Origin of the sequence: Nocardia sp. BMG51109, from assembly GCF_000526215.1 — a bacterium.
Classification (GTDB): domain Bacteria; phylum Actinomycetota; class Actinomycetes; order Mycobacteriales; family Mycobacteriaceae; genus Nocardia.
On sequence record NZ_JAFQ01000004.1, the window covers coordinates 5355191 to 5376054 of the forward strand.

General features: G+C 70.4%; 18 protein-coding genes and 2 pseudogenes. 18 read left to right on the plus strand and 2 right to left on the minus strand.

Annotated features, from left to right (window positions below):
* Positions 1-122 precede the first annotated feature (122 nt).
* Both D892_RS0125680 and recN read left to right on the plus strand, forming a co-directional pair.
* The gene (locus tag D892_RS0125680; protein ID WP_024803979.1) at positions 123-1127 is read left to right on the plus strand and encodes an NAD kinase; all 1005 of its coding nucleotides are present in this window, start codon (positions 123-125) and stop codon (positions 1125-1127) included.
* Positions 1105-2886 carry a DNA repair protein RecN gene (gene recN / locus D892_RS0125685; RefSeq protein ID WP_024803980.1) on the plus strand — a complete coding sequence of 594 codons (1782 nt, stop codon included), beginning with the start codon at positions 1105-1107 and terminating at the stop codon, positions 2884-2886. Before D892_RS0125680 ends, recN begins: the two co-directional genes overlap by 23 nt.
* A gap of 377 nt (positions 2887-3263) precedes the next feature.
* Here the strand turns inward: recN and D892_RS0125690 are convergent, their stop codons facing one another.
* Positions 3264-3686: an SRPBCC family protein gene (locus D892_RS0125690; protein ID WP_024803981.1), complete on the minus strand. Its 423-nt coding sequence runs from the start codon at positions 3684-3686 to the stop codon at positions 3264-3266.
* Between the two features lie 214 nt (positions 3687-3900).
* On the opposite strand from D892_RS0125690, the gene steA reads away from it, so the two are divergent.
* The 15 genes and pseudogenes from steA (at position 3901) to der (ending at position 18665) form a co-directional block, all read left to right on the plus strand.
* Entirely contained in the window at positions 3901-5112 is a 1212-nt protein-coding gene (gene steA, locus D892_RS0125695; RefSeq protein ID WP_024803982.1) for a putative cytokinetic ring protein SteA, read from the plus strand.
* A 12-nt stretch (positions 5113-5124) separates the two neighbouring features.
* The gene (locus D892_RS0125700) at positions 5125-6039 is read left to right on the plus strand and encodes a copper transporter (protein ID WP_024803983.1); all 915 of its coding nucleotides are present in this window, start codon (positions 5125-5127) and stop codon (positions 6037-6039) included.
* A 134-nt stretch (positions 6040-6173) separates the two neighbouring features.
* Positions 6174-6815: a CatB-related O-acetyltransferase gene (locus D892_RS0125705; RefSeq protein WP_024803984.1), complete on the plus strand. Its 642-nt coding sequence runs from the start codon at positions 6174-6176 to the stop codon at positions 6813-6815.
* Between the two features lie 123 nt (positions 6816-6938).
* On the plus strand, positions 6939-8678 hold the full coding sequence (locus tag D892_RS0125710; RefSeq protein ID WP_024803985.1) for a CTP synthase: 1740 nt from the start codon (positions 6939-6941) through the stop codon (positions 8676-8678).
* Positions 8675-9352, plus strand: a complete 678-nt coding sequence (locus tag D892_RS0125715; protein ID WP_024803986.1) for an NUDIX hydrolase — start codon at positions 8675-8677, stop codon at positions 9350-9352. The genes D892_RS0125710 and D892_RS0125715 overlap by 4 nt, the downstream gene beginning before the upstream one ends.
* Positions 9353-9473: 121 nt before the next feature.
* A complete protein-coding gene (locus tag D892_RS47020) occupies positions 9474-9635 on the plus strand; it encodes a hypothetical protein (RefSeq protein ID WP_156959676.1) in 162 nt (53 codons plus the stop codon).
* Positions 9632-9940, plus strand: a complete 309-nt coding sequence (locus tag D892_RS0125725; RefSeq protein ID WP_024803987.1) for a hypothetical protein — start codon at positions 9632-9634, stop codon at positions 9938-9940. Before D892_RS47020 ends, D892_RS0125725 begins: the two co-directional genes overlap by 4 nt.
* Positions 9941-10345: 405 nt before the next feature.
* A complete protein-coding gene (gene xerD, locus D892_RS0125730; protein WP_024803988.1) occupies positions 10346-11272 on the plus strand; it encodes a site-specific tyrosine recombinase XerD in 927 nt (308 codons plus the stop codon).
* A 44-nt stretch (positions 11273-11316) separates the two neighbouring features.
* Positions 11317-11607, plus strand: coding sequence for a hypothetical protein (locus tag D892_RS0125735; RefSeq protein ID WP_024803989.1), 291 nt, complete (start codon positions 11317-11319; stop codon positions 11605-11607).
* A gap of 258 nt (positions 11608-11865) precedes the next feature.
* Entirely contained in the window at positions 11866-12837 is a 972-nt protein-coding gene (locus D892_RS0125740) for a ParA family protein (RefSeq protein WP_036567485.1), read from the plus strand.
* Entirely contained in the window at positions 12834-13763 is a 930-nt protein-coding gene (locus D892_RS0125745) for a segregation/condensation protein A (protein ID WP_024803991.1), read from the plus strand. The genes D892_RS0125740 and D892_RS0125745 overlap by 4 nt, the downstream gene beginning before the upstream one ends.
* A gap of 446 nt (positions 13764-14209) precedes the next feature.
* Entirely contained in the window at positions 14210-14887 is a 678-nt protein-coding gene (scpB, locus tag D892_RS42140; protein WP_063630051.1) for an SMC-Scp complex subunit ScpB, read from the plus strand.
* A 453-nt stretch (positions 14888-15340) separates the two neighbouring features.
* Positions 15341-16495 (plus strand): annotated as a pseudogene (locus D892_RS0125760) (pseudouridine synthase); the annotation flags it as partial.
* An 80-nt stretch (positions 16496-16575) separates the two neighbouring features.
* A complete protein-coding gene (gene cmk / locus D892_RS0125765; protein WP_036569860.1) occupies positions 16576-17244 on the plus strand; it encodes a (d)CMP kinase in 669 nt (222 codons plus the stop codon).
* On the plus strand, positions 17241-18665 hold the full coding sequence (gene der, locus D892_RS0125770; protein ID WP_024803996.1) for a ribosome biogenesis GTPase Der: 1425 nt from the start codon (positions 17241-17243) through the stop codon (positions 18663-18665). Before cmk ends, der begins: the two co-directional genes overlap by 4 nt.
* Before the next feature lie 342 nt (positions 18666-19007).
* Here the strand turns inward: der and D892_RS0125775 are convergent, their stop codons facing one another.
* Positions 19008-19913 (minus strand): TIGR03564 family F420-dependent LLM class oxidoreductase, encoded by a 906-nt coding sequence (locus D892_RS0125775; protein ID WP_024803997.1) that lies wholly within the window; start codon positions 19911-19913, stop codon positions 19008-19010.
* A gap of 533 nt (positions 19914-20446) precedes the next feature.
* On the opposite strand from D892_RS0125775, the pseudogene D892_RS49710 reads away from it, so the two are divergent.
* A pseudogene (locus tag D892_RS49710) lies at positions 20447-20824 on the plus strand (hypothetical protein); the annotation flags it as partial.
* Positions 20825-20864 lie beyond the last annotated feature (40 nt).

Sequence of the window (20864 nt, forward strand, 5' to 3'; positions counted from 1 at the left end):
GGGCGTGACGGGAACCTCGTGGCGGGGCGCGACGAGAATCCTGGGACGGAGCGCGGCGAGAACCCCGTGGCGGAGCGCGATATCGCGGAGCTGGTGCGGCGTGCGGTCGAGGAGGGACCACAGTGAAACGGGAGATTCTGCTCGTCGCCCACCCCGCCCGCCCGGAGCTGACCGAGACCGCGCACCGGGTGGCGAAGATCTTCGCCGACGCCGGGATCGGCCTGCGCGTGCTGGCGGACGAGGCCTACAGCACCCGGCTGGACCGCGACGACGAGGGCGAGCCGGACGGCTACCCGGTGCAGGTCAGTACGCACGGCCCCGACGCCGCCGTGGGCTGCGAGATGGTGCTGGCGCTCGGTGGCGACGGCACCTTCCTGCGCGCCGCCGAGATGGCCCATCCGGCGCGGGTACCGGTGCTGGGAATCAATCTGGGCCGCATCGGATTCCTCACCGAGGCCGAGGCCGAGCACCTGGACGAGGCGCTGGCCCAGGTGGTGCGCGGCGACTACCGCATCGAGCAGCGGATGACGATAGATGTCAGTGTCCGCGTCGATGATGTGGTGGTGGAACGCGGATGGGCCCTGAACGAGGCCAGTATCGAGAATGCCGCCCGGATGGGCGTGCTGGAGGTGGTGCTGGAGGTCGACGGCCGCCCGGTCTCCCAGTTCGGCTGCGACGGAGTGCTGATCGCGACGCCGACCGGCTCCACCGCGTACGCGTTCTCGGCGGGCGGGCCGGTGGTGTGGCCCGAACTGGAGGCCCTGCTGGTGATACCGAGCAATGCCCACGCCCTGTTCGCGCGCCCGCTGGTGACCAGCCCGGATTCCCGCATCGCGGTGGAAACCGTTGCGACGGGCCATGATGCGATAGTTTTCCTGGACGGCCGCCGGACTCTGGCGCTGCCGAAGGGCGCCCGGTTCGAGGCGGTCCGCGGGGCCGAGCCGGTGCGCTGGGTGCGGCTGGATTCCGCACCGTTCGCCGATCGGATGGTGCGCAAGTTCCAGTTGCCCGTGAAAGGCTGGCGTGGCCGTCCGCCGGAGCGGCCCGACGCGAGCGAGGGGCCCCGCTCGGGCGACAGCGAACACCGCCGAACGGAGAGCACGAGTGCTGACAGAGATCAGGATTGACGGCCTGGGCGTCATCTCCACCGCCACAGCGCAATTCCATGCGGGGCTGACGTGCCTGACCGGCGAGACGGGCGCCGGCAAGACGATGGTGGTGACGAGCCTGCATCTGCTCGGCGGCGCCCGGGCCGACGCCGGGCGAGTCCGCCAGGGTGCCGCCCGCGCGGTGGTGGAGGGGCGTTTCACCGTCGACGAGGTGCACGACGGCGCCCGCGACGAGGTCGAGAAGGTCCTGGAATCGGCTGGGGCGCAACGCGACGACGACGGCAGCATCATCGCGGTGCGCACGGTCGGCGGCGACGGGCGCTCGCGCGCGCACCTGGGCGGGCGCGGCGTGCCGGCGGCGGTGCTGGGCGATTTCACCGCGCCGCTGCTGACCGTGCACGGCCAGAACGATCAGCTGCGGTTGCAGCGCCCCGAACAGCAACTGCGCGCGCTCGACCAGTTCGCCGGGCCGGTGATGGACGGGCTGCTGCGCAAGTATCAACTGGCGCGCCGCACCTGGTTGCAGGCGCGCGACGAACTGCTGGAGCGGACCGAGCGCAGCCGCGAGCTGGCGCTGGAGGCCGACCGGCTGAAGTACTCGCTGGACGAGATCGACGCCGTCGCACCGGAACCGGGCGAGGACGAGCACATCGTCACGGAGGTGCGCCGGCTGTCGGATCTGGATTCGCTGCGGGAATCGGCGACGGCGGCACACGACGCGCTGGCCGGTCCGGCCGATTCGCCCGGGGAGGGCGCGGGCGCGCTGGACCTGCTCGGCACGGCGCGGGCCCGGCTGGAGTCCTCCGAGGATCGCGGGCTGTCCGAGCTGGCGCCGCGGCTGGGCGAGGCGATCTCGGTGGTGGTCGACGTGACCACCGAACTGAGCACCTACCTGTCGGATCTGCCCTCGGATCCGGGCGCGCTGGATTCGCTGCTCACCCGGCAGGCCGAGCTGAAGGCGCTGACCAGGAAGTACGCGCCCGATATCGACGGCGTGCGCGCGTGGGCCGACGATGCGCGCGGCCGCCTCGATTCGCTCGACGTGTCCGACGAGGCACTGGCCGCCCTGGCGAAGGAGGTCGAGTCCGCCGCGGAGCAGGTGCGCGAGACGGCCAAGAAGCTGACCGCGGCGCGCGGCAAGGCCGCCAAGAAGCTGGCCGCCGCGGTGAGTGCGGAACTGTCCGGCCTGGCGATGGGCCGGGCGAAGCTCGAGGTGGCGGTCCGGCCGGTGCCCGCCGCGGCCCAGGATTCGGCCCCGATCACGGTGGGCGGCAAGGACTTACACGCCGGCTCTACCGGCGTGGACGAGGTGGAGTTCCGGTTGTCGGCGCATTCGGGGGCGCAGTCGCTGCCGTTGAGCAAGAGCGCCTCCGGCGGCGAACTGTCGCGCGTGATGCTGGCGCTGGAGGTGGTGCTGGCCAGCTCCGAACACGGCAGCACCATGGTCTTCGACGAGGTCGACGCCGGGGTGGGCGGCCGTGCCGCCGTCGAGATCGGCCGCCGCCTGGCCCGGCTGGCGCGCACCCACCAGGTGATAGTGGTGACCCACCTTCCCCAGGTGGCGGCCTTCGCCGATACCCACCTGGTGGTCGACAAGGTGGACGACGGCAAGGGCGTCAACAGCGGCGTCCACGCCCTCACCACCGAGGAGCGGGTCAAGGAACTGGCCCGCATGCTGGCCGGCCTCGACGACACCGAAACCGGCCGCGCCCACGCCGAGGAACTCCTGGAAACCGCGCGCACCGAAAAAGACAGCCCGGCAACCGCAACCACCTGAGCCGCCGCGCCGACCGCCTCCGGGCCGTTCATGTCGACGTGTCGGAGGATGCGCAGGCACTTCTCGCGTTCCCTGCTGCGGCGTTCCCGTTCGGTGTGCTGTCGGCGGGCGCCTGCGCGGAGTGAGTGTTGGTGTACTCCAATGCGTTCGGCCGGGCGGGAGGTCGTGGTGCGCAGTGTGGTGCGGCCGACTTCGTTCACGTCGAGGTGTCGGAGGATGCGTAGGCTCCCGCGTTCCCTGCTGCGGCGTCCATGTTCCATGTGCTGTCGGCGGGTGTCTGCGCGGAGTGAGTGCTGGTACACCCTAATGCGCTTGGCCGGACGAGAGGCCGCCGCGCGCAGCGCAGTGCGGCCGACGGTCCGGCCACGGCCCTCCGCCTACTTCGAGGTGGCCTTGCGGGCGGCGCTGAGGAACGGGTTGATCAGGCCCTTGAGGACGAGTTCGGTCAGGCGCTCGGGGACGGGCACCTTCGGGTCGGAGTTCATGGTGTAGGTCACCAGTGTGCCGCCGGGGGCGTCGGCGAAGGTGATGGTGCCGGTGTGGCTGCGCACCGGGGCGCCGGCGACGATCTTGTACTCCACGCGCTCCCCGGGGACGAGAGCGGTGGTCTCCTCGGTGACGCCGATGCCGCCGACGCCCACCACGTAGCGGGCGCCGACACCGGCCGGTTCGGGGGAGCCGGGCTGCTTGAGGGTCAGGCTGAGCAGCAGGTGGGTGTTCAGGCTGTCGCGCTCGCTGAACATCTTGTACACGACATCGCGCGGTGCCGGGATGACGGTGTCGACGGTGGTGCTTGCCATGTCTGTCTCCTTCGAATCCTGTGCGCCACCAGGCACGAAGCCGGTGGCCCGGCGGCGCTCCGCAGGGGTGCGCCGGACGCCGTGCGGCTCAGCATATCGGTATCGACCTCGGCGTTCCGCGCGGCGAGAGCACCGCCATCACTGTGACGAATCCCTAGCGGATTTCGGCGCGCCTCCACCAATGGTTGAGGGTTTGCACCCATCATCGGACCTCATGAAGATGCTGGCGCTGCTGTCGAGAAACACCGAGACGCTGCCCGGCCTGTCCGGGATCGCCCGGGTCGACCGCGACACCCGGCGTCTGCTCGCGCGGGTCGGGCCGGGCGACGTCGTGGTGCTGGACGAGATGGATCTGGATCGGCCGACCGCCGATCGCCTCGTCGAGGCGGGCGTGGGAGCGGTGGTGAACGCCTCGCCGTCGATCTCCGGGCGATACCCGAATCTGGGGCCGGAGGTGTTGGTGGCCAACGAGATCCTGCTGCTGGACGCCGTGTCGTCCGACGTGTTCGCCAAGATCAAGGACGGCATCAAGGTCCGCGTGGACGACGGGGTGGTCTACGCCGACCGGCTGACCAAGAAGGAGCCGGAGGCCCTGGTCGAGGGCATCGTGCTGACCGAATCCACGATCGCCGAGCGGATGATCGAGGCCCGCAACGGGCTCGCCGACCACCTGGAGGCGTTCGCGGGCAACGCGATCGAGTACATCCGCACCGAAAGCGCGCTGCTGATCGACGGACTCGGCGTGCCGGAGCTCCGGTTGTCGATGCGCAAGCGGCACGTCGTGGTCGTCGCCGACGGGCCCGACCATCGCGACGATCTGCAGTCGCTCAAGCCGTTCATCAAGGAGTACGCGCCGATCCTGATCGGTGTCGGCCGCGGCGCGGATACCGCGATGCGCTGCGGCTACCGGCCGGACCTGATCGTCGGCGATCCCGAGGAGATCACCGCCACCACGCTGGAGAGCGGGGCCGAGGTCATCCTGCCCGCCGATACCGACGGGCATGCCAAGGGCCTGGAGCGCATCCAGGATCTCGGCATCGGCGCCACCACCTTTCCGTCGTCGGGATCGGCCACGGACCTGGCGCTGCTGCTGGCCGACCATCACGGCGCAGCGCTGATCGTGACCTGCGGTTCGGCCGCGTCGCTGGACGACTTCTTCGATCGCGGCCGGCGCGGGTCGAATCCGGCGACGTTCCTGACCCGGCTCAAGGCCGGCACCAAGCTGATGGACGCGAAGGCCGTCGCGACGCTCTACCGGAACCACACCTCCGGCTGGGCCGCCGCGCTGGTGGTGCTGGCCGCGCTGGTCGCGCTGATCGTGGCCGTGCTGGCCACGCAGCACACGGGCGGCGAGGCACTGGACTGGGTGCGCGACACCTGGCAGCACGCCGAGTCCTGGACGCGGAGCTTGCTCGACAGAAAATAGTAAGGGGGACAAGTGATTTCGTTACGCCAGCACGCCATATCGATCGCGGCGATCTTTCTGGCGCTCGCGATCGGGCTGGTGCTGGGCGGGCAGGCGCTCGGCGGGAACCCGTTGCGGGCCGATCACGCCGGCGACGCGCTGACATCGGAGAACGGCAGGCTGACCGATCAGCTGAACGCCGCGGACGCGTTCATCGCACGCTCGTCGGGGCGGTTGCTGGGCGGGACGCTCGCCGATCGTTCCGTGCTGGTCTTCACCACTCCGGATGCCGACAATGCCGACGTCGAGGCCGTCACCGAGTCGCTGACCACCGCCGGGGCGGCGGTGACCGGGAAGGTCGCGCTGACGGAGGCCTTCGTGGATTCCGGGCAGGGCGATCGGTTGCGCACGGCCGTGACGAATATGATCCCGGCCGGTGGCCGGCTCCGCACCGGTGCCGTCGATCAGGGCAGCCTGGCCGGTGATCTGCTGGGCCTGGCGTTGCTGACCGATCCGGGTACGGGACAGCCGCGGGCGACGGATCAGGAGCGTGGGCTGATCCTGGACACGTTGCGCGGCGGCGCCTTCCTGAACACCGACGGCGTGCGGCCGGCGCAGCTGGCGGTCGTGGTGACCGGGGACGGCGCGCGGGCCGGGGAGAACAATCAGGGCTCGATCATCGGCCGCTTCGCCGGGGGGTTGAAGGCGCGCAGCCCCGCGGTCGTCCTCGCCGGACGCTCGGGAGCCGCCGAGGGGGCGGGGCCGATCGCGGTGGTGCGCGGCGATTCCCAGCTCAGCTCCGAGGTGACCACCGTCGACAATTCGGATCATGAGATCGGCCGCGTCACAACGGCTCTCGGGCTCGTCGAACAGCTCAACGGCGTCACCGGGCGGTACGGCACGGGCGCCAAGGCGAATTCGCTCACCGTCGTCGCCATGCCTCGCTAGCCGACGGCCGCGACCCGCGACCGGCGTCGATTCTCCGGGTGGCTAGCATTGTCGGCCCGAGTCCGGCCGTCTTCGGTCGCGCCGCAACGCGTGCCGCGGGCGGGCCGGGCATCCGACTGCGAAGGATGACTCGAATGCCCGTGCCGGCCGATCCGACCGTGCTGCATCCGATGCCGGACCAGCCGCGGGTGGTGCTGCTGAAGCCGCTGATCACCTCCGCGCTGATCGAGGTGGGAGAGTTCACGTACTACGACGACCCGGACGATCCCACCGCGTTCGAGACCCGCAACGTGCTGTATCACTACGGTCCGGAGCGGCTGGTGATCGGCAGGTTCTGCGCATTGGGCGAGGGTGTGCGGTTCATCATGAACGGCGCCAACCACCGCATGGACGGGCCGTCGACGTTCCCGTTCCCGATCATGGGCGGCTCCTGGGCCGAACACTTCGACCTGATCGCCGGTCTGCCGGGCCGCGGCGACACGGTGCTGGGCCACGATGTGTGGCTGGGTTACCGGACGATGGTGATGCCGGGCGTGCGCATCGGGCACGGCGCGATCGTCGCGTCCGGTTCGGTCGTCGTCGACGACGTACCCGACTACGCGATCGCGGGCGGCAATCCGGCGCGGGTCATCCGGCACCGCTACGACCCCGCGGATATCGACCGGCTGCTCGCCCTCGCGTGGTGGGACTGGCCACTCGAGCGCATCACGGCACACCTCCGGACGATCATGTCGGGAACGGTCGATGACCTCGCCGCGGTGGCCGCGACCGGGTAAGAAGGTGCGGATGTGCAGCCAGCGCCGGATGGGACGGATGGGACGAGAATCGGCCCAGCCATCGCGCGGTTACCTCGCGTGGCGTTCGATTCACGAACGATTTTCGTGTTAACGTGAAGTCCCGTGGGTCAATCACGGATTCCGGCGCTCTCTCCCCCTCAGACGACCACCAAATTCATCTTCGTCAGTGGTGGCGTCGCTTCTTCTCTGGGTAAGGGACTTACCGCCTCCAGCCTCGGCCAGCTGCTCACCGCGCGGGGCCTGCGCGTCACGATGCAGAAGCTCGATCCCTATCTGAACGTCGATCCCGGCACCATGAACCCCTTCCAGCACGGTGAGGTGTTCGTGACCGAGGACGGCGCCGAGACCGACCTCGACGTCGGTCACTACGAGCGCTTCCTGGACCGGAATCTGTCGCGGGATGCGAATGTCACCACGGGGCAGGTCTATTCGTCGGTGATCGCCAAGGAGCGGCGCGGCGAATACCTCGGCGACACCGTCCAGGTGATTCCGCACATCACCGACGAGATCAAGTTCCGCATCCTGGCGACCGCCGGCCCGGACCTGTACGGCCAGGTGCCGGACATCGTGATCACCGAGATCGGCGGCACGGTGGGCGATATCGAGTCGCAGCCGTTCCTGGAGGCCGCCCGCCAGATCCGGCACGAGGTGGGGCGGGAGAACGTCTTCTTCCTGCACGTCACGTTGGTGCCGTACCTGGCGCCGTCGGGTGAGCTGAAGACCAAGCCGACCCAGCATTCCGTTGCGGCGCTGCGCAATATCGGCATCCAGCCCGACGCGCTGATCCTGCGCTGCGATCGCGAGGTGCCGCAGCCGCTGAAGAACAAGATCGCGCTGATGTGCGACGTCGACGTCGACGCCTGCATATCGACCCCGGACGCGCCGTCGATCTACGACATCCCGCGGGTGCTGCACCGTGAGGGCCTGGACGCGTACGTGGTGCGCAAGCTCGGGCTGCCGTTCCGGGACGTGGACTGGACGGTGTGGGGCGACCTGCTCGATCGGGTGCACAATCCGCGCGAGCAGGTGACCGTCGCACTGGTCGGCAAGTACGTCGATCTGCCGGATGCCTACCTGTCGGTGACCGAGGCGTTGCGCGCGGGCGGATTCGCGGCCAAGGCGAAGGTGAACCTGCGCTGGGTGCAGTCCGACGAATGCGAGACCCCGGCCGGCGCCCAGCATCATCTGCACGACGCGGACGCGGTGCTGATCCCCGGCGGCTTCGGTATCCGCGGCATCGAGGGCAAGATCGGCGCCGTCCACTACGCCCGCACCCGCGGGATCCCGCTGCTCGGGCTGTGCCTGGGGCTGCACTGCATGGTGATCGAGGCGGCCCGCTCGATCGGCCTGGACGACGCGAACTCGGCCGAGTTCGAGCCCGACACCAAGCATCCGGTGATCTCGACGATGGCCGATCAGGAGCTGGCGGTGGCCGGCGAGGCCGATCTGGGCGGCACCATGCGGCTGGGCGCCTATCCGGCCGTGCTGCAGCAGGATTCGGTGGTCGCGCAGGCCTACGGCGCCACCGAGGTGTCCGAGCGGCACCGGCACCGCTTCGAGGTGAACAACGCCTACCGCGACAAGATCGCGCAGAGCGGGCTGCGGTTCAGCGGCACGTCCCCGGACGGCCATCTGGTCGAGTTCATCGAGCTGCCCGCCGATCGGCATCCGTATTTCGTGGGCACCCAGGCGCATCCGGAGCTGAAGAGCCGGCCCACCCGGCCGCATCCGCTGTTCGCCGGGCTGGTCAACGCGGCCCTGAAATACAAGGCGGCCGAACGGCTTCCGGTCGATATCGAGGGCGAGGTCACCGCCGACGAGGGGCAGTGGGTAGCCCAGTGACGACCGGGCCGAGTGACGCGCGTGACCAGGCGGGGCCCGTCGTTCCCGGCAGTCACGACTTCGAGACGGTGTCCAGCGAGACCGTCTATTCGGGCGCGATCCTGGCGCTGCGGCTGGATCAGGTCGCGATGCCGGGCGGCCGGGTCGTGGAGCGCGAGGTGATCGAGCACCACGGCGCGGTCGCGGTCGCCGCGCTGGACGACGACGGCGATCTCGTGCTGATCAACCAGTACCGGCATCCGATCGGCCGCCGGCTGCTGGAGTTGCCCGCCGGCCTGCTCGACGAGCCCGGGGAGGATCCGCTGGCGGCGGCCCGGCGCGAACTGGCCGAGGAGACCGGCCTGGCGGCCCGGGACTGGTCGGTGCTGGTGGATGTCGCGTTGTCGCCCGGCTTCACCGACGAGTCGCTGCGCATCTATCTGGCCGCCGGGCTGTCCGAAACCGATCGCCCCGAACCGGAATTCGAGGAGGCCGACCTCGAGATCGTGCGCATGCCGCTGGACGAGGCGGTGCGCGCGGCGCTGTCGGGCGAGATCGTGAACGCGACGGCGGTGGCGGGTGTGCTGGCGCTGTCGGCCGCGCGCGGCCGGGGGATCGCGCCGCGCCCGGCGGATTCCCCGTGGCCCGGCATGCCGACGGCGTTTCTCGAGCGCAAGGCGGGCGGGGCGGACTGAGACGGAACCGGCCGGTGCGTATCGCGGGAACGAAAACGGCTGCGACTCATGCGAACCGAATCCTCGCGGGCGGGTTGCCGCCGGGTTTCTGGCGTGGCGTCGCTCTGGTATGCATGAGTGTATGCGCGAGGCGAACCCGGTGACAGTCCTGCTGGATGCGCAGGTGGACACCCGGGTGCGCGAGGCGGCCGGACGTGCGAGCCGGAGCCTGTCGCCGCTGCCGACTACCGCCGGGGGAACGAACGAGGCCGATCCGCGTCGGTCTGCCCGCGGCGCCGCATGAGGCGCGGCGAGGTCTGGCGATACGCCCCGGTGCTGCCCGACGGCACGCCGGCCCCGCGGCGGACGACCGTCGTGGTGGTCTCGGATCACGCGGTGATCACCTCGCCCTATCGCTGGCTGCACGTGGTGCCGATCGCCGAGGCCGATCCCGGGCACGTGCTGACCATCCACACCTGCCACGGCTGGGCCGATGCGCTCGAGTTCCATCGGGTCTACCGGGTGTGGCTGGCCGAACTGACCGGTGAGCTCAGCGCGGAGGAGATGGACGCGCTGGACACCCGGCTGCGGGCGGCGCTGAGCCTGTGAGCCGGTGGGCCTCGTCCGTGCCTGGTGGATTTTGATGGTGTCCGGCGGACTTGGTGGTGCGTGGTGGATCCCTGATGGTGCGTGCTGGATCTTGGTGGTGCGTGCTGGATCTTGATGGTGCGTGGTGGATCCTGGCGGTGCGTGCTGGATCTGCGGTGCCCGGTGCACCACCCTGACGGTGCTCGGGGGTTCTGTCCGCGGCTCGGTGGACGCTGCTCGGCCCGAGGGGCCGTCGGCGCGGCGAGGGGTGTACCCGTGTCGCGTGTCTCGGTCTGCGCGGTGTCGGGCCCTGCTGCCATGATGTGACCGTGAATACCGCAGGGTCGTCTCGGATGCCGCAGCCGCGGGTCGTCGTGGCCGAGGGCATGCGGTTCCGGCGCCGGGCGCGGCGGTAAGGAGCGGCGGGTGTTGCGGCGGCAGATCGAGGCGTATCTCGACCATCTGACGGTCGAGCGGGGCGCGGCGCGCAACACCTCCAGCGCCTACCGGCGCGACCTGGAGCGGTACCGGGAGTTCCTGGCGCGCCGCGGGATCGAGGAACTGGACCGGGTCACCGAGGGCGATATCGGCGATTTCGTGGTGTCGCTGCGCGCCGGGGGCGGCGACCATCCGCCGCTGGCGGCCAGTTCGGCCGCGCGCAGTCTGGTCGCCGTGCGCGGCCTGCATCGGTTCGCCGCCGCCGAGGGCCTCACCGCCGGCGACGTCGCCCATGCGGTGAAACCGCCCACGCCCGCCCGCCGACTGCCGAAAGCGCTTCCCTACGACCAGATCTCCCGGCTGCTCGAGGCGGCGGGCGGTGCCGGGCAGGCCGACGGCGGCCCGCGCGGGCTGCGCGATCGCGCGCTGCTCGAACTGCTGTACTCCACCGGCGCGCGGATCTCCGAGGTGATCGGGCTGGACGTCGACGACATCGACACCGGTGAGCGGGCGGTGGTGCTGCACGGCAAGGGCGGCAGGCAGCGCATGGTGCCGGTCGGCCGCCCGGCGCTGGCGGCGCTGGAGGCGTATCTGGTGCGCGGCCGCCCCGCACTGTCGTTGCGCGGCAAGGGGATCCCGGCGCTGTTCCTGAACGCCCGGGGCGGGCGCCTGACCCGGCAGAGCGCCTGGCAGGTGCTGCAGGACGCCGCCGACCGCGCGGGCATCGGCGCGGCCGTCTCGCCGCATACGCTGCGCCATTCGTTCGCGACCCATCTGCTGGACGGCGGGGCCGACGTCCGGGTGGTGCAGGAACTGCTGGGGCACGCGTCGGTCACGACGACCCAGATCTACACGCTGGTCACGGTGAACACCCTGCACGAGGTCTGGGCGACGGCACATCCGCGGGCGCGGTAGGCCCGCCGTCCTCGGGACGTGTTGCCGGAGCGGCCAGTGATGGGATGATATGGCAATTGTCCGCCCGGGCGCTCGGCGGCCGGGCGGACGCCGAGTTCGGCGTTCTTGTGACATCGCATCGCGAATCGGCGGATCTCGGCGAGTTCACCCGTACCCTTGCGACGGTCGCCGTCGGTGACCCGGCCTTCCGCTGGGAACTGTTCGCGGACGGTTCGGTGCACAAGCCCGGACCGGCCGTACCGCAGGGATTCCCGGGACGCGCCGTCCCCGATGCCGCGTCGAGTGGCGACGAGCCGACCTGGGTCGTCCCGCCGAGGTCACCGGACGGGACCTGATCGCGGGCCGCGCGTGTGCCGGAACCGGCCGATGCCGGATCGGCTCCGCGGTTACTGTTGACGGCAGCGTGGTACTCGTGGTCACACTCGGAACCGGCGGTGCGGCGGGCATCCTCACAGAGCGTGTCCGAGCGTAGGTCTTGCGCTCGGAGGCGGTAGCGTCTATGGGGTCCCGGTGCGACCCTGGGTAGCGCCAGGTGGGAACTGCCTCGCAGCGCGCGGCGGGGCATGGGCAGGAAAACTGAAGGAGCAGCGGATATGACGACAGCCGGTGCGGCCAAGCCGCCGATCGGAGCTGCGGCAGAACCGCTTTCACAGACCCGGTCAGGCCCGCGAATAGAGCAGGCGGCCCAAACACTATGGGAGGCGAAGGACATCGTGGCGGACGGCACGGAACTCGGACCGACCGGACGCCCCCTGCGCGAGATTCCGGATCCCCCACCGGTCTCCGGCGAGGGTGAGGCGCAGATCGTCGCCATGTGCAACCAGAAGGGTGGCGTCGGCAAGACGACCTCCACCATCAATCTCGGTGCCGCCCTCGCCGAATACGGCCGCCGCGTGCTGCTGGTCGATCTGGATCCGCAGGGCGCGTTATCTGCGGGTCTCGGCGTCGCCCACCACGACCTGGACCTCACCGTGCACAACCTGCTGGTCGGCGGCCGCGCCACCGCGAGCGACGTGCTGATGAAGACCAAGGTCGACAACATGGATCTGCTGCCCAGCAACATCGACCTGTCCGCCGCGGAGATCCAGCTGGTCAACGAGGTCGGCCGGGAGCAGACGCTGGGCCGCGTGCTGGCCTCGCTGCGGCACAGCTACGACTACATCCTCATCGACTGCCAGCCGTCGCTGGGCCTGCTCACCGTCAACGCCCTGGCCTGCGCCGACGGCGTGATAATCCCGATGGAATGCGAATACTTCTCGCTGCGCGGGCTGGCCCTGCTGACCGACACCGTGGAGAAGGTGCGGGACCGGTTGAACCCGCGGCTGAGCCTGTCCGGCATCGTAGTGACCATGTTCGATGCGCGGTTGCTGCATTCGCGGCAGGTGATGACCCGAGTGGTGGAGGTGTTCGGCGATCTGGTGTACGACACCGTGATCAACCGGACCGTGCGGTTCCCGGACGCCAGTGTCGCCGGTGAGCCGATCACCACGTGGGCGCCGAAATCCGGTGGCGCGGAAGCGTATCGGTCGATGGCACGGGAAGTCATCCACCGGTCGGGCCGGTGACGGAGACTCCCCAGCCAGCAGTTCAGGATTCGCCCACCCCCGCCGATTCGCCGAGTTCCGTCGCGGACCCGGCCGCCGACGCCGCGCCGGACAATCCGGACAGATCCACCGGATTCCACCTGCGGCTGAGCAACTTCGAGGGTCCGTTCGACCTGTTGCTGCAGTTGATCAGTCAACGCCGCCTCGATGTCACCGAGGTCGCGCTGCACCAGGTCACCGACGAATTCATCGCGTATACGCGGGAACTGACCGCGACGCTGGAAGCGGATCCGGCCCTGCGCGCGGACAAGATCCTCGACCAGACCACCGAATTTCTGGTGGTGGCCGCGACGCTGCTGGACCTGAAGGCGGCGCGGCTGCTGCCGTCCGGTGAGGTCAGCGACGAGGACGATCTGGAACTGCTGGAGGCGCGCGACCTGTTGTTCGCGCGGCTGCTGCAGTACCGGGCGTTCAAGCAGGTCGCGGAGCTGTTGGGCGAGCTGGAGCAGGCGGCGCTGCGGCGGTACCCGCGGGCGGTCTCGCTCGAGGAGCGGTTTCTGGACCTGCTGCCGGAGGTTACGCTGGGTGTCGACGCCGCCGGCTTCGCCGAGATCGCCGCGGCGGCGTTCCGGCCCCGCCCGGCACCGAAGGTCGGCCTGGACCACCTGCACGCCCATACCGTCTCGGTCGCCGAGCAGGCCGCGCTGGTGCTGGAAATGCTGAAGAATCGCGGGCCGGGCGGATGGACGACGTTCCGTGAGCTGTGCGCCGACTGCGACGTGCCGATCGAGATCGTCGCCCGGTTCCTGGCGCTGCTGGAGCTCTACCGAGGCAAGACCATCGAATTCGACCAGCCCGACCCGCTGGGCCCCCTGGCGATCAGCTGGCTCGGGGAATCGACCGACGGGCAGACACCGACGATCTCGATAGACGAGGACTACGCATGACGATGGCGGACACCGGGGCGACGGAGCCGAGCGGCCCCGAACCGGAGGCCCCCACCGATACCGATGCGGGCCGCTCCGACGCCGCCGAACCGCAGACCCCCGAGGCGGCCGCCGGGGACTCGGATGTGACCGTCCCGGCCGCCGAGCCCGGCCGGGACGGGGCCGTCGCCGCAGGCGCGGGTACCGATTCCGAAGCTGCGACCGCCGCGGACGACGTTTCCGCCGCCTGCGGCGGGGACTCGCCCGCTCCCGGGCCGGGAAGCGATGCGGCAGCGGTTATCGGTGCCACCACGAACGCAGAGGGCGATGTCGTCGCCGGGGATGTGGCTGTATCCGGTGCCGAGCCGGGGCGTGGCGGGACTGCTTCGGGGGACGGGCTTGCCGCGGAGTCGGAGAGCGTTGTGGCCGTCGCCGGTGTGGCCGTTGGGGAGACGCGGCCGGACGTGATTTCCGGCACGGGTACGGCCGTTGCCGGCGAGGTGGGGGAGGCCGGTGACCGCGTCCTCGACGAGGCCGAGTTCCGGGCGGCGCTGGAGGCGATGCTGCTGATCGTCGACGCGCCCGCGTCGGCCGAATCGCTCGCATCGGCGCTGGACGGCGACCGGCAGCGGGTCGAGCGGGCGCTGCGGGAGATGGCGGCCGAACTGACGGCGCGGGGGAGCGGGATCGACCTGCGGTTCGTCGGGGACGGCTGGCGCTACTACACCCGCACCGACTACGCGCCGTACGTCGAACGTATGCTGCTCGACGGCGCGCGGTCCAAGCTCACCAGGGCCGCTTTGGAAACTCTGGCGGTGATCGCCTATCGTCAACCGGTTACGCGAGCACGGGTCAGCGCCGTGCGTGGTGTGAACGTCGACGGTGTGATCCGCACGCTGGTGGCCCGCGGTCTCATCGCCGAGTCCGGGGCGGACCCGGAGACCAACGGCACCCTGTACGTCACCACCGAACTGTTCCTGGAGCGGATCGGGCTCGCGTCGCTGGCGGAACTGCCGCCGCTGGCCCCGCTGCTGCCGGGGGTCGACCTGATCGATGAGATCAACGAGAGCCTGGAGACCGATCCGCGGTACACCAGGCTGAGGAAACCCGCCGAGGACGACATCGACCTCGGCTCCGAGGATTGACAGGACATCGTGAATACACCCGCTCGCCGAGATGGCACACCGGATCGTAGAAAACGCAGCGCGGAGCCGCCCCGTGGCGGCGCGGCGCGGGGCCGCGGCGCCCCGGGGTCGCGCGGGGGTGGTGGCCGCGGCGGCGACGGCGGTGGCGGGTTCTCCGGACGGGGAGGGGCCGGCCGGGAAGGCCGCGGCGGTTACGGTGCCGGGCGGGACGATCGCGGCGGCTACGGCGCTCGCCGCAACGATCGTGGTGGTAGCGATGCTCGTCGTGACGATCGCGGTGGTTACGGTGCCCGTCGTGACGATCGCGGTGGCTATGGCGCCGGCCGGGATGATCGTGGTGGTAGCGATGCCCGTCGTGATCGTGGTGGTTACGGCGCTCGTCGTGACGATCGTGGTGGGTATGGTGCCCGCCGCGAGAATTCGGATCGATTCGACCGGGAGAACGCGTCGCGCGGGCGGCCGGGCCGGGGCGGTTCCGCACAGGGGCGCACCGGCGACCGGCCCGGCTTCCGGGATGATCGCGGAGGTTTCGGTGCGCACCGGAATGCCCAGGGGCGCGGCGGGTTCGATACCGGTCGCGGCGGCCCGCGGCCGGACCGCGGCGACAGCGCGCGCGGGCGTGCCACCGGTCGCGGCGGTAATCGCCAGGCGGACCAGGGATTTCCACCGGGACGCGGCGAAAGCCGTTCGCTCGCAGGCAAACCGAGCATCGGCGGCGGCCGCCCGCTGACCCCGAAACCCGCGCCCGGCCGCAAGCCGAAACCGAAGCCGCAGCGCAAGTCGCCGACCGTGCTCAGCTTCGCCAAGCCCGCCCGGCATCAGAACGTCGAGGCGGAGGAGTCCCGCGAGACCGGCCCGAAGAAGCTGCCCTGGGGCGAGGGGGAGCGGTTGCAGAAGGTGCTGGCCCGGGCCGGCGTCGGCTCCCGCCGCGCCGCCGAGGAGCTGATCGACCAGGGCCGCGTCGAGGTCGACGGTGCGATCGTGCGCGAGCAGGGCCTGCGCATCGATCCCGACCAGGCGGTGGTCCGGGTCGACGGCGTGCGGGTCGTGGTGCGCGACGAGCAGGTGTACCTGGCGCTGAACAAGCCGAAGGGCTACCAGTCCACCATGTCCGACGAGCTCGGCCGCCCCTGCGTGGGCGATATCGTCGCCGAGCGGGTGATGGCCGGGCAGCGGCTGTTCCACGTCGGCCGCCTGGACGCCGAGACCGAGGGCCTGCTGCTGCTCACCAACGACGGCGATCTGGCGCACCGGCTCATGCATCCGTCGTTCGAGGTGCACAAGACGTATCTGGCGACGGTGAACGGCGAGGTGCACCGCGGGGTCGGCAAGGAGCTGCGCGCGGGCGTGCAGCTCGACGACGGCCCGGCGACGGTGGACAAGTTCCACGTGCTGGAGGTCGGCGAGGGCCGGTCGCTGGTCCGGATCGTGCTGCACGAGGGGCGCAAACACATCGTGCGCCGGCTGCTGGAGCAGGTCGGCTATCCGGTGACGGCGCTGGTGCGCACCAACATCGGCCCGGTCGCGCTGGGCGACCAACGGCCCGGCACGCTGCGGGTGCTGGGCCGCGACGAAATCGGCAAGCTCTACGAGGCGGTGGCGTTGTGAACGGTGGGTATGCAGGAGGGGTCGTCGTGGACGATGCGGAGGTCACGCACGAACCGTCCCGGGCGGCGCTGGTCGTCGCGATGGACGGTCCGTCGGGCACCGGCAAGTCGAGCGTGTCGCGCAGGCTGGCCACCCGGCTGGGCGCGCGCTATCTCGACACCGGCGCCATGTACCGGGCGGCGACGCTGCGGGTGCTGCGCGGCGGCGTCGAGCTGACCGATCCGGCGGGGATCGGCACCGCGGTGAAGGATATGGCGCTGACCGTCGGCACCGACCCCAGCCGCGAGGTGATCGAGCTCGACGGCGAGGATGTCTCCGCGGAGATCCGCGGCGGCGCCGTCACGCGGGCCGTGTCGGCGGTGTCGGCGGTGCCGGAGGTGCGTGAGCAGCTGGTGGCGTTGCAGCGCGAGATCGCCGCGGGCGCCGGGCGCATCGTCGTCGAGGGCCGCGACATCGGCACGGTCGTGCTGCCGGACGCCGCCGCCAAGATCTACCTGACCGCCTCGGCCGAGGCGCGCGCCGAGCGGCGCAACCAGCAGAACATCGCCGAGGGGCGCGGCGACGACTACGCCGCGGTGCTGGCCGATGTGCAGCGCCGCGACAACCTGGACTCCACCCGGGCGGTGTCGCCGCTGCGCCCGGCCGCCGACGCGATCCCGGTCGACACCAGCGAGCTCACCCGGGAACAGGTCATCGACGAGCTGTACCGCGTTGTGCTGCAAAAGATTTCGGCAGGAGGCCGATCGTGACCTCACCGGACACCTTCGCCGGCGACGGCGTGTGGACCGACGAAACCGAATGGGAGATGGCCGATCTCGACGGTGACGTCGAGGCACACGAGCACGTGCCGATGCCCACGCTGGCCGTCGTCGGGCGGCCGAACGTCGGCAAATCGACACTGGTGAACCGGATCCTGGGCCGGCGCGAGGCCGTGGTGGAGGATGTGCCGGGCGTGACCCGCGACCGCATCTCCTACGAGGCGACCTGGCTGGGCCGGCAGTTCCTGGTGCAGGACACCGGCGGCTGGGAACCCGACGCCAAGGGTTTGCAGCAGGCGGTGGCCCGGCAGGCCGAGCTGGCGATGCGGACCGCCGACGCCATCCTGCTGGTCGTCGACGCCACCGTGGGTGCGACGGCGACCGACGAGGCCGCGGCAAAGGTGTTGCGCCGCTCCAAGACCCCGGTCATCCTCGTCGCCAACAAGGTGGACGGGGAGCGGATGGAGGCCGAGACCGCGGTGCTGTGGTCGCTGGGGCTCGGTGAGCCGCGCTCGGTGTCGGCCGCGCACGGTCGTGGCACCGGTGATCTGCTCGACGACGTGCTCGAGGTGCTGCCCGAGACGCCCCGGGAGGGCGGCGGCGTGGCCGGGGGCCCGCGCCGCGTCGCGCTGGTCGGCAAGCCGAACGTGGGTAAGTCCAGCCTGCTGAACAAGCTGGCCGGCGACGAGCGCTCGGTGGTGCACGACGTGGCCGGCACCACCGTCGATCCGGTCGATTCGCTGGTCGAATTGGGCGGTAAGCCTTGGCGTTTCGTGGATACCGCCGGGCTGCGCCGCAAGGTCGCCAATGCCAGCGGCACCGAGTACTACGCCTCGCTGCGCACCAAGGCCGCCATCGAGGCCGCCGAGGTCGCCGTCATGCTGATCGACGCCTCGCAGCCGATGACCGAGCAGGACCAGCGGGTGATCGCCATGATCGCCGACGCCGGCCGGGCGCTGGTGCTGGCGTTCAACAAGTGGGACCTGGTCGACGAGGATCGGCGGTACCAGCTCGAGCGCGAGGTGGACCGGGATCTGCTGCGGGTGCCGTGGGCACAGCGGGTGAATATTTCCGCGCACACCGGGCGCGCGGTCCAGAAGCTTGTTCCCGCAATGGAAACCGCGCTGGAATCCTGGGACAAGCGCATCTCCACCGGCCGGCTGAACTCCTGGCTCAAGGAGGTCGTCGCGGCCACTCCGCCGCCGATGCGCGGCGGCCGGCTGCCGCGGGTGCTGTTCGCCACCCAGGCCACCACCCGCCCGCCGACCTTCGTGCTGTTCACCACCGGCTTCCTGGAGGCCGGCTACCGCCGCTTCCTGGAGCGCCGGTTGCGCGAGGAATTCGGCTTCGACGGCTCCCCGGTCCGGATCTCGGTTCGGGTGCGCGAGAAGCGGGAGCGGAACAAGCGGTAGGGGAGAGCCCCTCGACGGCAGGCGCCGGGACACCGGCGCCTGCCGTTTCTCCTGGTGCGGGAGAACAACATCCGGCTCGTCACAAGTCTTCCGATTCGAGCTGGTTGATTTGATACCTATACACCTATATGCGCATCTGAACATTAATCTCCTCTCATGTCCGGCTGACACTGACGAACGACGAACAAGTCGATTCGAACAACAAAGCAGGGAGGGAAAATCGAGGGCCACGGCGAGCATGACCGACCGGCCTGCCTGATGCCGACAGTGGGAGAATCGACCCGTTGACAAGGGCTACAGCGCGAACGAATTGCGCCGCAGGGCTTTCGACGTCCGCGAGGTTCAGGTCGTGGCGCGCAGGTCCCGCAGGAGCGCGAGTGTCCGGGACTGATCGACCGGCGACCCGATCGGGCTGACCAGCAGGTCCGTGGTGCCGGCGGCGGCGAAGTCACGCACGTGCGCGGCGACCGTGGACTCGTCGCCGAGGACGGCGGTCTCGCTCGCGGCGGCGAGCCCCTGGCGATCGAGAAGTTCACGGTAGCTGGGCAGTCGGGCCACCGGCGCCGTCCGCTGGGCCACGGCCTCGCCGACGCTGCCGGGATCGTCGGTCACCGCGGCGGTGACGATGGCGGCTATGCGCGGGGCGGGCCGTCCCGCGGAGCCGGCGGCGGCGCGCAGCCGCGGGGCGATGGTGTCGGCGATGAATTCCGGTGTCGCCCAGGTGGTTACCGTGCCGTCAGCGAGAGTTCCCGCGATGTCCAGCATCTTCGGGCCGAGGGCGGCGAGCAGCACCGAGGGCGTGGCCGGTGCGGGAATGTCCAGTGCGGCGGTGGCGCTGAGGATTTCGCCGTGGACGTCGACCTGCTCACCGCGGAGCAGAGGCCCCAGGATCGACAGGAACTCGCGGCTGTGCGCGGCGGGGCGCGCATACGGCACCCCGTAGGCGTTCTCGATCACGGGTGGATGACTGGGCCCGATGCCCAGCGTGAGCGGCCCGCCGAGTGCGGCGGCGGTGGTGAGCGCCTGCCCGGCGAGCGCGACCGGATGGCGCGGATAGGTCGGCACGACCGCGGTGCCGACCTCGAGTCCGGGAGCGTGCTGCCCGGCGAGGGCGGCGAGGGTCAACGCGTCCCATCCGAAGACCTGGCCGAAGAACATGCTGTCCAGCTCGGCCTCGGCGACCGACCGGACCAGTTCGAGCACCTGGTCCAATGGCATGGTCTTGGCAAGGTATACACCGATCCGCATGGCACCCCCGTCGTAGCCCGGCGGCACGCCGGGCGCTGTCCGTCTCGGCGATCCTAGTCATACCGGCGGGCGGTATCTCGTCCGGTGTGGCCCAGGCGGTGTGTGCGGCGCCTCGAGGAGCGTGGCCGGATCCCTTCGGCGTCCGGGGGAAATCCCTTCCACCTGTGCGGATATCCGTAGCGGTCGCATCGTGACGTAGCTCACGGTAGATTGAATTCGCTTGTCACCCAATCGAAGAGAGTTCGTATGTGGAGTATCGCCGTCATCTCCGTGATCAGCGCGGCCCTGATCGGCTATGCGTTCTCGGTCTCGTTCCCCGACTGACGCGGTGTCTTCCGGAGGGTGAGCGACATCGTTGCGTCCTGATGAGCTGATACGTTCGCGGCCATGACAACCCGCCACTTCGCGGCCGTGACACCCCGCCACTTCGCGGCCGTGACACCCCGCCACGTTGTGCTCATGCACGGGCAGGCTGCACCGGAGGCTTCTGGACGGAGGCGGAGAAGGAATTCGCCGCGCGGGGATACCGGGTCCACACGCCGGACCTGCGGTATCACGACCTGCCCGTCGAGGACGGGGCGCCGCTCATCGCCGGGCTGAGTCTGCTCGACTACGCCGCCGACATGGTCGAGTACGCCGAATCCCTCGACTCGCCGCCGTTGCTGGTGGGGTTGTCGATGGGCGGCGGCCGATGTACCCGACCTGGTCGAGCTTCCGGTGGGGTATCCAGCGGCAGTCCGAGGATCATCTGCGCGAACTGTTCGCGATGGCGGTGTGCGAGTCGGGCCGCGTGCGCCACAACATCTTCCGGTCGTGATCACCGCGGAGGCCGCGCGACGACGAGCCGGGCCGGGGCGGGGGTGGCATACAGTCGGTGTGCGACACCGGTGGGTGCGGCCGACCGGAAGTGACCAGCAGCCAACCATGTATCGGAGGCCGAGCGTCGTGAAC